14 protein-coding genes are annotated in these 11,912 nt (G+C 72.0%); 8 read left to right on the top strand and 6 right to left on the bottom strand.

The features are described 5' to 3' along the window. Positions 1-95: 95 nt before the first annotated feature. A complete protein-coding gene (locus ACIA8D_RS13465) occupies positions 96-866 on the bottom strand; it encodes a class I SAM-dependent methyltransferase (RefSeq protein WP_399231635.1) in 771 nt (256 codons plus the stop codon). Between the two features lie 84 nt (positions 867-950). Here ACIA8D_RS13465 and ACIA8D_RS13460 point away from each other — a divergent pair, with 84 nt between their 5' ends. Further along, positions 951-1,580: a CGNR zinc finger domain-containing protein gene (locus tag ACIA8D_RS13460; protein ID WP_399231633.1), complete on the top strand. Its 630-nt coding sequence runs from the start codon at positions 951-953 to the stop codon at positions 1,578-1,580. Here ACIA8D_RS13460 and sodX read toward each other — a convergent pair. Further along, positions 1,484-1,927 (bottom strand): nickel-type superoxide dismutase maturation protease, encoded by a 444-nt coding sequence (gene sodX / locus ACIA8D_RS13455; RefSeq protein WP_399231631.1) that lies wholly within the window; start codon positions 1,925-1,927, stop codon positions 1,484-1,486. The two genes, ACIA8D_RS13460 and sodX, sit on opposite strands and share 97 nt — an antisense overlap. A 191-nt stretch (positions 1,928-2,118) precedes the next feature. On the opposite strand from sodX, the gene sodN reads away from it, so the two are divergent. The 3 genes from sodN to ACIA8D_RS13440 all read left to right on the top strand — a co-directional run bounded on the left by sodN (position 2,119) and on the right by ACIA8D_RS13440 (position 4,455). Continuing rightward, the gene (sodN, locus tag ACIA8D_RS13450) at positions 2,119-2,514 is read left to right on the top strand and encodes a superoxide dismutase, Ni (RefSeq protein ID WP_306323441.1); all 396 of its coding nucleotides are present in this window, start codon (positions 2,119-2,121) and stop codon (positions 2,512-2,514) included. A 168-nt stretch (positions 2,515-2,682) separates the two neighbouring features. Continuing rightward, positions 2,683-3,507 carry a hypothetical protein gene (locus ACIA8D_RS13445; protein WP_399231629.1) on the top strand — a complete coding sequence of 275 codons (825 nt, stop codon included), beginning with the start codon at positions 2,683-2,685 and terminating at the stop codon, positions 3,505-3,507. 48 nt (positions 3,508-3,555) lie between these two features. Then, positions 3,556-4,455, top strand: a complete 900-nt coding sequence (locus tag ACIA8D_RS13440; RefSeq protein ID WP_399231627.1) for an NAD(P)-dependent oxidoreductase — start codon at positions 3,556-3,558, stop codon at positions 4,453-4,455. Between the two features lie 21 nt (positions 4,456-4,476). Here the strand turns inward: ACIA8D_RS13440 and ACIA8D_RS13435 are convergent, their stop codons facing one another. The 3 genes from ACIA8D_RS13435 to ACIA8D_RS13425 all read right to left on the bottom strand — a co-directional run bounded on the left by ACIA8D_RS13435 (position 4,477) and on the right by ACIA8D_RS13425 (position 7,823). Continuing rightward, the gene (locus tag ACIA8D_RS13435) at positions 4,477-5,076 is read right to left on the bottom strand and encodes a GNAT family N-acetyltransferase (RefSeq protein WP_399231625.1); all 600 of its coding nucleotides are present in this window, start codon (positions 5,074-5,076) and stop codon (positions 4,477-4,479) included. A gap of 124 nt (positions 5,077-5,200) precedes the next feature. Continuing rightward, positions 5,201-6,304 (bottom strand): family 2 encapsulin nanocompartment cargo protein polyprenyl transferase, encoded by a 1,104-nt coding sequence (locus ACIA8D_RS13430; RefSeq protein WP_399231623.1) that lies wholly within the window; start codon positions 6,302-6,304, stop codon positions 5,201-5,203. 112 nt (positions 6,305-6,416) lie between these two features. Then, a complete protein-coding gene (locus ACIA8D_RS13425; RefSeq protein WP_399231621.1) occupies positions 6,417-7,823 on the bottom strand; it encodes a family 2B encapsulin nanocompartment shell protein in 1,407 nt (468 codons plus the stop codon). Positions 7,824-8,044: 221 nt separating this feature from the next. Between ACIA8D_RS13425 and ACIA8D_RS13420 the strand changes: the two genes are divergently transcribed. From ACIA8D_RS13420 to ACIA8D_RS13410, 3 genes are all read left to right on the top strand, one after another. Further along, on the top strand, positions 8,045-8,278 hold the full coding sequence (locus tag ACIA8D_RS13420; RefSeq protein WP_399231620.1) for a hypothetical protein: 234 nt from the start codon (positions 8,045-8,047) through the stop codon (positions 8,276-8,278). Positions 8,279-8,426: 148 nt separating this feature from the next. After that, complete coding sequence (locus ACIA8D_RS13415) at positions 8,427-9,005, top strand: N-acetylmuramoyl-L-alanine amidase (protein WP_399231865.1); 579 nt, start codon at positions 8,427-8,429, stop codon at positions 9,003-9,005. Positions 9,006-9,048: 43 nt separating this feature from the next. Continuing rightward, positions 9,049-9,996: a 1-aminocyclopropane-1-carboxylate deaminase/D-cysteine desulfhydrase gene (locus ACIA8D_RS13410; protein WP_399231618.1), complete on the top strand. Its 948-nt coding sequence runs from the start codon at positions 9,049-9,051 to the stop codon at positions 9,994-9,996. On the opposite strand, the gene ACIA8D_RS13405 is transcribed toward ACIA8D_RS13410, so the two are convergent. Next, complete coding sequence (locus ACIA8D_RS13405) at positions 9,975-11,573, bottom strand: Na+/H+ antiporter (RefSeq protein ID WP_399231617.1); 1,599 nt, start codon at positions 11,571-11,573, stop codon at positions 9,975-9,977. The genes ACIA8D_RS13410 and ACIA8D_RS13405 overlap by 22 nt on opposite strands. Before the next feature lie 51 nt (positions 11,574-11,624). On the opposite strand from ACIA8D_RS13405, the gene ACIA8D_RS13400 reads away from it, so the two are divergent. Next, entirely contained in the window at positions 11,625-11,885 is a 261-nt protein-coding gene (locus ACIA8D_RS13400) for a UBP-type zinc finger domain-containing protein (RefSeq protein ID WP_327671561.1), read from the top strand. Positions 11,886-11,912 lie beyond the last annotated feature (27 nt).

Below are 11,912 nucleotides of genomic sequence, written 5' to 3'. Positions count from 1 at the left end.
GTGCACAACTCAAGCCCCTGCGGCGATTGAGCAGCGGGGTCCGGGGCAGCGCCCCGCGACCACGCCGCCGTCGCCGCGGGGGCTCACCCATCCCGTCACTTCACGGCCAGTACCAGCGAGTCGGACGGCGACGCCCACACGGCCCGCGCCTCCCCGAACCCACCCGCGCGGAGCGCCTCCGCATGCCAGCCCACCGACGGCATGTCCCCATCCGCATGGTCCCCGTAGATCTCGAACCGCTCGGCCGTGGGCCCGGCCAGCACCGGATCCGCCGCCGCGAGCTGCCACCACTCGGCCCAGCCCACCGCCCCACCGGCCTTGGCGGAGTCCATCCGCCCATGCCGCTGCGCCCGCTCCGCGGCGTTGATCCGCGGCGTCGTCTGGTCGATCATGTGGTCCGCGTTCATGAAGACGCCGCCGTCGCGGACGAGCCCGGCGACCTGACCGTAGAGCGTCGCGAGGGGTCCGGAGTGCAGCCAGTGCAGGGCGGTGGCGGTGAGCACGGCGTCGTACGACTCGTGCGGCAGCGCCTTCGTCCACCGCGGGTCCTTGAGGTCGGCGGTCACGAACGTGGCCCGCTCGTCCCCCTCGAACGTGCCCCGCGCGATGGCGAGCAGGGCCGGATCGAGGTCGACGCCCACGCTGGTGGCCTCGGGGAACCGCGTGAGCAGCCGGTCCGTGATGCTCCCGGTCCCGCACGCGAGATCGAGCACCCGGGGCGCGGACCCGACAAACGCCTCGACCATGTCGAGCATGACGCGGAACCGCTCCTCGCGGTCCGGCATGAAGTACTCCTGCTGCCGGTCCCAGCTCTCCTGCCAGGCCCGCCAGTCGGTGGTACGAGTGGTGGCAGCTGTCTCGGACATGAACCCTCCCGTAATACCCTTAAGGCGCGAGCGAGTATTACCCTCGCTCGACACGACGATAGAGCGCACCGGTAAGGACTACAAGTGGAACTGGCCTATTACTCGGACTACGCCGTGCGCCTCGTCAACACCGAGGAGCCGGAGCGTGGCAAGGACTCCCTGACGTCGGTGGAGGCGGTGCGCGAACTCTTCGGCCGCAGCAAGGACGCGGCCCGCCGCGCGACCGACGCCGACGTGACCCGCTTCAGGGGCGTACGAGGGCGGCTGCGCTCGGTGTTCGAGGCGGCCGACGGGGGCGACGAGGAACTCGCGGTGAACCTGCTGAACTCGCTGCTCCTGGAGTTCCCGGTGAGCCCGCAGATCTCCGGCCACAACCACCGCGCCGACGACGGCAGCCCGCTGTGGCACCTGCACCTGTCCGACCACCCGTCGAACGCGACGGCCGGCTACGCCGCCATCGCCGCGATGGGCCTCGCCTTCCACCTCACCGAGTACGGCGTCGACCGCCTCGGCCTGTGCGAGGCGACGCCCTGCCGCAACGCCTACCTGGACACGTCCACCAACCGCTCCCGGCGCTACTGCTCCGACCGCTGCGCGACCCGCGCCAACGTCGCCGCCTACCGCGCCCGCAAGCGCTTGGAGGCCGACCGGTCCCCCAGCACGGGGCGTACGGCGGAGAACAACCAGGACAGCACCGCCGTCACCGAGCGCTGACCCTCCCCCTCGGCCCACGGCCTGCGGCGCCGCAGTCTGCCGCGCACCTTCGCAAGGACCAGCTCGTCCGGCACCACCCCGTACACCGTGCTGTCGCCGCCGGCGCCCGGGTTGTCGCCGAGCACCCACCAGCCGCCCTCGCGCCGCTCCGCGATCCGCTTCACCACCAGCAGATCCTGCTGGAAGGGGTGGCGCAGGACGATCACGTCGCCCGCCCGCACCCGCGCGCCGTGCTGCACCAGCATCCAGTCACCGGGGTACAGCGTCGGGACCATGGAGGGCCCTTCCACCTCAATGATCTGATACGGCACCTTCGCCTCGCGCATCTCCTCGATCGCCTCGGGCATCAGAAAACCTCCCCGGTTCCCACCGCTGCTCCCGCCGGCCCGTCGGCCCGGTGCCCTTACCGTCCCATCCTCCACCAGTCCCGGTTCTACCCCGGACTTTTGTCCTAAGCCGCCGGGGGCACCCGAGAAAAGCCGTTCCTCACGGAGTAATGTCGCACCCGAGAAGACGATCACGAGGAAGGAACAGCTACATGCTTTCCCGCCTGTTCGCCCCCAAGGTGAAGGCCAGCGCTCACTGCGACCTCCCCTGCGGCGTGTACGACCCGGCCCAGGCCCGCATCGAGGCCGAGTCGGTCAAGGCCGTCCAGGAGAAGATGGCCGGCAACGACGACCCGCAGTTCCAGACGCGTGCCATCGGCATCAAGGAGCAGCGCGCCGAGCTCGCGAAGCACCACGTCTCGGTGCTGTGGAGCGACTACTTCAAGCCCCCGCACTTCGAGAAGTACCCGGAACTGCACCAGCTGGTCAACGACACCCTGAAGGCCCTCTCGGCCGCCAAGGGCTCGTCGGACCCGGCCACGGGCCAGAAGGCGCTGGACTACATCGCCCAGATCGACAAGATCTTCTGGGAGACCAAGAAGGCCTGACCCAGGCCCTGTTCACACCGGCGACCGGCGGGCGGTGCACCCCCGCGGGTCCGTGAACACCCGAAGGGGCCCGGTCGGACGGCACTGCCGCCCGACCGGGCCCCTTCGTCGTCACCGCTCGCACCAAGCTCGCCCGCATCACTCTTTGGCACCATCGGGAGTCCCTTCTTGTCCTCCTCGCGCCCCCGCGTCCTCTACGTCACCGATCTCGCGTATCCCGCCCAGGGGCGCCGCTACTGCGACGAGGACATCCACCTCACGTCCCGGCTGCGCTCCGCGTTCGACCTCGCCCTGTGCCATCCGCTGGACGCGACCGCGCTGATGGACGGCTTCGACGTCGTCGTGGTCCGCAACAGCGGCCCGGTGCTCGGCTACCAGGAGGCGTACGACGCGTTCCGCGCGCGGGCCCTGGAGCGCGGCACGAACGTCTACAACCCGCTGACCGGGCGCGCCGACATGGCCGGAAAGCAGTACCTCCTGGACCTGACCGCGGCCGGGTACCCGGTCATCCCGACGGTCGACCGGGCGGCGGACCTGGACCGGCTGCCGAGGACGGACACGTACATCGCGAAGCCGAAGCTGGGCGCGGACTCGATCGGCCTGCGCGTCGTCCCCCCGGCCGAGCTCGACGGGCTCCCGTACGGGGACGGCCTGCTGGTGCAGCCGCGCATCGACTTCCAGTACGAGGTCTCCTTCTACTTCGTCGACGACCAGCTGCTCTACGCCCTGTACGCGCCCGATCCGGCGCGCCGCTGGGAGCTGCGCCCCTACGAACCGACCGCCGCGGACCGGGAGTTCGCCCGCTCCTTCGTCGAGTGGAACACGCTCCCGCACGGCATCCAGCGCGTCGACGCCTGCCGCGCCCCGGACGGCGAACTGCTCCTCGTGGAGCTGGAGGACCTCAACCCGTACCTCTCGCTCGACCTGGTGGACGACGCGACGCGGGAAGCGTTCGTGACCGCGATGGAGGCCTCGGTCCGGGCTAGCGTCTGAGGCGGAAGCACCGCCCGGAGGACACCGCCGCACCCAGGGAGTTCGCTCATGACCAGTACCGCCCCGTCCGCCGCAGGCCCCGGCGCCGGCCACCACGCCGTCGCCGTCCTCGGCACCGGCACGATCGGCGCGCCGATGGCCCGCAATCTGGCCCGCGCCGGATTCACCGTGCGGGCCTGGAACCGGACCCGTGCGAAGGCCGAGCCGCTGGCCGCCGACGGCGTGGCGGTCGCGGACAGCGCGTCCGACGCGGTCCGGGACGCCGATGTCGTCGTGACCGTCCTGCCGGACGGGCCGCGCACCCTGGACGTCGTCCGGGAGGCCACGCCGAAGCCCGGCACCGTGTGGGTGCAGTCCGGAACCGTCGGCGAGGGCATCGACGAGCTCGCCGAGTACGCGGCCCGCGCCGGGCTCCTGCTCGTCGACGCGCCCGTGCTCGGCACCCGGCAGCCCGCCGAGCAGGGCACGTTGACCGTGCTCGCGGCGGGCGCGGAGACCACACGCGGGACGGTCCAGCCGCTCTTCGACGCCATCGGCTCCCGCACGCTGTGGGTCGGCGACGGTGCCCCCGGCCCGGCGAGCCGTCTCAAGCTCGCCCTCAACTCCTGGGTGCTCGCGCTGACCACAGGCGTCGGCGAGGCCCTCGCGCTGGCCCGCGGGCTCGGCGTGGACGCGGACGACCTGGTGGCCGCCATCACCGGCGGCCCGCTGGACAACGCGTACTTCCAGACCAAGTCCGCGGCGATCCGCAGCGGCGACCTCACGCCCAGCTTCTCCGTGGACAACGCGGCGAAGGACGCGGGCCTGGTGCTCGCCGCGGCCGAGCGCGCGGGCATCCGCGTGGACGCGGTGGCGGCCGCCCGCGACCGCTTCCGCCGCGCGTCCGAGCAGGGGCACGGGGACGAGGACATGGCCGCGACGTACTTCGCGAGCTTCCCCGACGCCTGACCGGCCGCCGTGGCGACGGGGTCAACCGGCGTCGGCCTCCCGCCACATGGGCCAGATCGTCGGCCCGTCCGGCAGCTCGATCGCCGTACCGGTGAAGACGAAGCCGAGGCGCTCGTACAGCTCCCGGCTGCGCGGGTTGCTGGCCTCCAGGTAGGCGGGCAGCCCCGCGCGGTCGCAGCGCTCCAGCACCGGCATCATCAGCGCGGTCCCCAGGCCCTGCCCCTGCCGCTCGGGCGTGACGCCGATCATCCACAGGTAGGCGTGCGCCCGGCCCACGGGATGCGCCTGCGCCGTCCACCGCGCGATCTGCTCCACCCGTACGTTGTCGGGGTCGACGGCCGCCCGCACCTGCGCGGGCACGTCCTCGTCGCCCTCGTCGTGCGGATCGGCCGGCATGTCGACCCACAGCGCGACGGCCGAACCGTCCTCGGCGAGATCCACGAACCCGTCCGCGAACGTCGCGTCCGTGAACGCCCCCATGAGCCCGGCGTGCCGCTCCCGGCGCCGCTGCTCACCGGGGAACACCCAGCCGCTGACCGGGTCGTCCATGAACGCCTCGTCGAGCAGCCGCACCACGAGATCGCGGTCCGCCTCCCCCGCCCGCCTGATGCCCACGCCCATCCGTTCCGCCCCTCGCCCAACCAGCTTGTCCTGCACGGCCGTTGGCACTCTAGGCGATCTTCCCGGGCCCCGCCGCCCCGTCCGGGGCGCCGCACACGACGGCGGCGCCCCCGGACGGCGGGCGTCAGTAACCGCGGCGCGTGACGAACTCGGCGAGGGACAGCAGTCCGTCCGCCGCCTCCGGCGCCGGGACCGCCTGCGACAGCCGGTCCACCGCGCGGGACATGTGGTCCGCGGCCTGGGCCTGCGCCCAGTCCCGGCCACCGGCCCGCTCCACGGCCAGCGCGATCCGCTCCAGCTCCGCCGCTCCTTCCTTCCTGGGTCCGGGCGGCCCGTACAGCGCCGCCAGTTCGTCCGCCGCGACACCACCGGAGGCCAGCGCGGCGACCACGGGCAGGGACTTCTTGCGTACGGCCAGGTCCGCACAGGCCGGTTTGCCGGTGCGGGCCGGGTCGCCCCAGATCCCGATCACGTCGTCGATCAGCTGGAACGCGAGACCGGCGCAGCGCCCGAACGCGTCGAGCGCCTCGACCTCCTCGTCGCCGGCCCCCGCGTACAGACCGCCCACCGCGCAGGCGCAGCCGAGCAGCGCCCCGGTCTTGGCCTCCGCCATCGCCAGCGTCTCGGTCAGCGACACGTCCGCCGGGTCCCGTCCCTCCAGGGCGACGTCGACCGCCTGGCCCTCGCACAGCTCCACCACGCAGGCCGCGAGCCGGACGGCCGCGGCCGAGGCCGCCGGATGCCCCTCCTCGGCGAGCATGCGCTGCGCCTGGGCCTGTATCGCGTCGCCCGTGAGGATCGCGTCGGCGTCCCCGAACACCGCCCACGCGGTGGGCCGGTGCCTGCGGGTGGCGTCCCGGTCCATCACGTCGTCGTGCAGCAGCGTGAAGTTGTGCGTCAGCTCCACGGCGGCCGCCGCCCGCACCGCCCGCTCGGGCCGCCCGCCCAGGGCCCGCGCCGCCGCGAGCACGAGGGCGGGCCGTACGGCCTTGCCCGCGTTCCCCGTGGCGGGCGTGCCGTCGGCGTGCTCCCAGCCGAAGTGGTAGCGGGCGACGCGGCGCATCGAGTCCGGCAGGGCCTCGACCGCCCGCCGCAGTTCGGGGTCGACCGCGGCCCTGGCCTGCGCCAGGATCGCCGCCGCCTCCTGCGCCTCGAACCCCTCCGCCGCGGCCGCATCGGTCGCCTCTGCTGCCACGCGCGTCTGCTCTCTCACGACCGGCTGTGTCATGGACTCACCCCTGACAGGGTGCGGACGGTGGCGGTTCCGCTGCGAGTGGGCGCGTACCTCCTCGGTGTACCCGCCCGGTCGGAGGCGGACACGGCGAACGGGGCGCGGCTCGTCACCGCCACCTGCCGACCTCGACGTTCTCCAGCACCCCGAGCGCATCGGGCACCAGGACCGCCGCGGAGTAGTACGTCGACACCAGGTACGAGATGATCGCCTGCTCGCTGATGCCCATGAACCGCACGGACAGGCTCGGCTCGATCTCGTCCGGGATGCCGGACTGGCGCAGCCCGATGACGCCCTGGTCCTCCTCTCCCGTACGCATGCAGATGATGGACGTGGTCCGCGCCTCCGTGACCGGGATCTTGTCGCACGGGTAGATCGGCACCCCGCGCCAGGTCGGGATGCGGGTCCCGCCGACGTCGGTGCTCTCGGGGACCAGGCCCCGCTTGTTGAGCTCGCGGCCGAACGCGGCGATCGCCTTCGGGTGCGCGAGGAACAGCTTGGATCCGCGCCGCCTGCTGAGCAGTTCGTCCAGGTCGTCGGGGCTCGGCGCCCCGTCGTGCGGCTGGAGGCGCTGCTCGTACGCGCAGTTGTTGAGCAGGCCGAACTCCCGGTTGTTGATGAGCTCGTGCTCCTGGCGCTCCTTCAACGCCTCGACCGTGAGCCGGAGCTGGTGCTCCGTCTGATTCATGGGCTGGTTGTAGAGGTCGGCCACGCGCGAATGGATCCGCAGCACGGTCTGGGCGACGCTCAGTTCGTACTCGCGCGGCGCGGCCTCGTAGTCGACGAACGTGCCGGGCAGGACCGCTTCCCCGACGTGCCCCGCGGAGAGGTCGATCTCCTTCTCGCCGTAGGTGTTGGACCGCTGTTCGGGCAGCGCGCGCAGCCCCTGGAGGTGGTCGCGCAGCGCCCCCGTGCGCTCGGCGACCTGCTCGAAGTCGCCGCGCGGGAGCGTGAGCACGGTGCACGCGGTGGCTGCTCGGGCCGTGTACTCCCAGATGCCTTCCTCGTCGAGCAGCGCCTGGTCGCCGAAGTACGCGCCGTCGGCGAGGACGCCGAGCACCGCGTCGTCCCCGTAGGGCCCGGTGCCGACCTTCTCGACGCGGCCGTGCGCGAGCAGGAACACCTCGTCGGCCCGGCTGCCGAAGGAGGCGAGCGTGTCGCCGGCCTCGAACTCCCGCTGGGTGCAGCGCCGGGCGAGCTCGCCGAGCACGTCCTCGTCCTCGAATCCCCGCAGCGCGGGCAGCTCCCCCAGCTCGGCGGGGATCACCCTGACGTCGTCCCCCGTCTTCACGAACGTGACGCGTCCGTCCCCCACCGAGTAGCTCAACCGTCGGTTGACCCGGTACGTGCCGCCCTTCACATCCACCCAGGGCAGCGTCCGCAGCAGCCAGCGGGAGCTGATCTCCTGCATCTGCGGTGCGGACTTGGTGGTCGTGGCCAGGTTCCGCGCCGCGGACGTACCCAGACTCTTCTGCGGTCCGGGGGTCTGCTCGCGGACCTCTTCGCCTACCGACATGTGCAATGCCCTCCCGATCATGAACTGACCTGCGCGGACAAGCCTTCAGCACGGAGAGGAGTCGCGCCATTACACAAATGAGCGGGAATGGATGGCGGACGGGCGGGGCATTGGGCGGGCACTTTTCGCACTCGTCCGGTCCATCCGGTGACGCCGGCCGGAACTCGAAGATCCCGGCGCGCGTTGGTCAGGAAACGGTAAAGACGAGAAGGGTGATCACGATGGCGGGCTTCATGGACCGGGCCAAGGAGCAGGCGCAGCGCGGCCTGACGCAGGGCAAGCAGAAGCTGGACGAGGTGCAGGCGCAGCGCGCGGGCGGCGACCTGCTCAAGCGGCTGGGCGCGGCGTACTACGCGGAGCGCAAGGGCACCGGCAGCCCGGAGGCGACGCAGCAGGCGCTGCAGGCCCTCGAGTCGCACATCGCGGTGAACGGGGACGGGGTCCTGCGCGGCTGAGCGACCTGGCCGCCGACGCCGCGAACGTTGTGCACGTTATGCGAACAGTAGGTCCCTGAACGGCAGTTCCGGGTAAAAGCAAAACGTACGAGGCGGTACGCAGTCGGCGGCCGTCGCTCCCGCGAAGGAGGCGGCCGTGGCCCCACCCATGTCCGCAAGCAGCTTCATCAAGGCCCTCAAGGACGAGGGTCTGACGGTGGTCGAGGTCGGTGACTGGAAGCATCACAACCGCAATCACATCGGTGCCTGGGGACCGTTGAACGGGGTGATGATCCACCACACGGCCACCTCCGGCAGCGCCGCCACCGTGCGCATCTGCCGCGACGGCCACGCGAACCTGCCGGGACCCCTGTGCCACGGGGTCATCACGAAGGACGGCCGCGTCCACCTGGTCGGCTACGGGCGGGCGAACCACGCGGGCCTGGGCGACGACGACGTGCTGCGCGCGGTGATCGCGGAGAAGCGTCTGCCGCACGACAACGAGGCGAACACGGACGGCAACAGTCGCTTCTACGGCTTCGAGTGCGAGAACCTCGGCAATGGCGACGACCCGTGGCCCGCCGCCCAGTTGGAGGCCATCGAGAAGGCGGCCGCGGCGATCTGCCGCCACCACGGCTGGACCGAGCGCTCGGTCATCGGGCATCTGGAGTGGCAGCCGGGAAAGATCGACCCCAAGGGCTTCACGATGGCGTCGATGCGCAAGCGCATCGGGGACCGGCTCAAGTAGCTCAGGCAGCCGCCCGCCGCCGCGCGGGCGGGAACGCGGCCGGATGTCCGACAATGGCCGGGTGTCCCGCCCCATCGGCCCCGGCCCGCGCCCCCGCCTCCCGTCTCCCCTCGTGGAGGTCGACGACGAGCGCTTCGCGGACCGCGGCGTGCGGCTGCTGCTCAAGCGGGACGACCTGATCCACCCGGATCTGATCGGCAACAAGTGGCGCAAGCTCGCCCGGAACCTCGACGCCGCGGCGGCCCGGGACCGGGCCATCGTCACCTTCGGTGGCGCGTACTCGAACCATCTGCGGGCCACGGCCGCGGCCGGCCGCCTGCTCGGCCTGCCCACCATCGGCGTCGTCCGCGGTCAGGAGCTGGCCGACCGACCGCTCAACCCGTCCCTGTCGCGCTGCGCGGCCGACGGGATGCGCCTCCACTTCGTCGACAGATCGACGTACCGGCGCAAGAGCGAGCCGGACGTGCTCGCCGGGCTCCTCGACGCCGCCGGCGCCGCGGACGCGTACGTGGTGCCCGAGGGCGGCAGCAACGCCCTCGCCGTCCAGGGCTGCGCGGACCTCGGCCGGGAACTGCGCGGTGAGGCGGACGTCGTCGCGCTCGCCTGCGGCACGGGCGGCACCCTCGCCGGGCTCGCCGCCGGACTGGCCCCCGGCCAGCGCGCCGTGGGCGTCTCCGTCCTCAAGGGCGGGTTCCTGGGGGACGACGTCCGCACCCTCCAGGAGGCGGCGTTCGGCGGCCCGCGGGGCTCCTGGCGCGTGGAGGACCGGTTCCATTTCGGCGGCTACGCGCGCGTGCCCGCCGAACTCGCCGCGTTCGCCGAGGACTTCGAGGACCGCCACGGCGTCCCCGTGGAACACCTGTATGTCGCCAAAGCGCTGTACGCACTTGTCGCCCTCGCTCAGGAGGGCGCGTTCCCGCGCGGCACGACCCTCGCGGCGGTGATCACGGGCGCCCCCTTCGAGGGCGCTCAGCCGTCGACCTCCCGGTAGGCGGCGGCCTCCTCCAGGTCCAGCTTGCGCAGCAGCGTCCGCAGCATCTCGTCGTCGATCCGCCGCTCGTCCCGCATCCGTACGAAGACCTCGCGCTCGGCCGCGATCGCCTCCCGCGCGAGCCGCCGGTACGTGTCGTCGGCGGACTCCCCGGTCACCGGGTTGGCCTGTCCGAGCCGCTCCCACACCGAGTTGCGGCGCCGCTCCAGGACGGTGCGCAGCCGGTCCTGGAGGGGCGAGGGCAGGCAGTTGCGCTGGTCCCGCATCAACTCCTCCACGCGCTCCTCCGCGGCCACGGAGGCGGCGTTCTGCGCCTGGGCCTCGGCGAGCGTCTCGGCCTGCGTGTCCCGGCCCGGCAGCTTCAGCCACTTGATGAGCGGCGGCAGGGTGAGCCCCTGGACGACGAGCGTCCCGATGACCGTCGTGAAGGTCAGGAAGAGCACCAGGTTGCGCGAGGGGAACGGCTCCCCGTCCTCCGTGACCAGCGGGATGGAGAACGCGATGGCCAGCGACACCACGCCCCGCATGCCGGCCCAGCTCACGACCAACGGCCGCTTCCAGTCCGTGTCGCTCTCCCGCACGCGGATGCGGGACGACATGCACCACGGCAGATAGGTGGCCGGATACGACCACACGAAGCGGATCACGACCACGAAGACGAACACCCCGACCGCGTACCAGACGGCCTGCCACACGCTGTACTCGCCGAGGCCTTCGAGGACGAAGCGCAGCTGAAGCCCGATGAGCGCGAAGACCGACGACTCCAGGATGAACGCGACGACCTTCCACACCGCGGTCTCCTGGAGCCGTGTCTCGAAATCGACCTGCCAGGAGCGGTGCCCGAGGTAGAGCGCCACCGTGACGACGGCGAGCACCCCGGAAGCACCCACCTGCTCCGCGACCGCGTACGCGACGAAGGGGATCAGCAGCGAGAGCGTGTTCTGCAGCAGCGCCTCCTTGAGGTGCGTGCGCAACCAGTGCAGCGGCACCATCAGGAGCAGCCCCACGCCGACCCCGCCGACGGCCGCCACCAGGAACTCCTCGATCCCGCCCGCCCAGCTCGCGCCCTCGCCCACCGCCGCGGCGAGCGCCACCTTGTAGGCGGTGATCGCGGTCGCGTCGTTCACGAGGGACTCGCCCTGGAGGATCGTGGTGATCCTGGAGGGCAGCCCCACCCTTCGCGCGATCGCCGTGGCGGCCACCGCGTCCGGCGGCGCGATCACCGCCCCGAGGACGAGCGCGGCCGTGAGCGGCAGGTCCGGGATCAGCTCGTACGCCAGCCAGCCCACCGCGATCGTGGCGAACAGGACGTAGCCCACCGAGAGCAGCGCGACGGGCCTGATGTTCGCCCGCAGGTCCAGGTACGAGCTCTCCAGGGCGGCGGTGTGCAGCAGCGGAGGCAGGATCAGCGGCAGCACGATGTGCGGGTCGAGCACGTACTGCGGGACCCACGGCACGTAGGACGCGATCAGACCGACGGCGACCAGGAGGAGCGGCGCGGGAACGGGCGTGCGGCGCGCCGCTCCCGCCACGGCCGCGCTCGCGGCGACCAGACCCACCAGAGGCAATACGTCCATGACCCGCCTTCCACCGCCCTGCTCCGCGCCCGCCGTCGTAACCTGGCCATCATGAACGAGTGCTCGCACGTCGCCGCGCTGCCGCACCCCGAGCCCGCGCCTCTGAGCGAGACCTGCTTGGAGTGCCTGGCCGTCGGCAGTCACCCTGTGCAACTACGGCTGTGTCTGGTCTGCGGTCACGTCGGGTGCTGCGACTCGTCGCCGTACAAGCATGCGACGGCTCACCACGCCGAGACCGGCCATCCGGTGATGCGCACCTTCGAGCCTGGTGAGAGCTGGCGTTGGTGCTTTGTCGACTCGATTCTCGTCTGACCCGGCGGATGCCCGGCCCCTGCGGGG

Origin of the sequence: Streptomyces sp. NPDC051684 (genome assembly GCF_044453445.1) — a bacterium.
Lineage (GTDB): Bacteria > Actinomycetota > Actinomycetes > Streptomycetales > Streptomycetaceae > Streptomyces.
The sequence above is the reverse complement of the archived record's forward strand: the minus strand, read 5'-3'. Positions and strand labels throughout refer to the sequence as shown.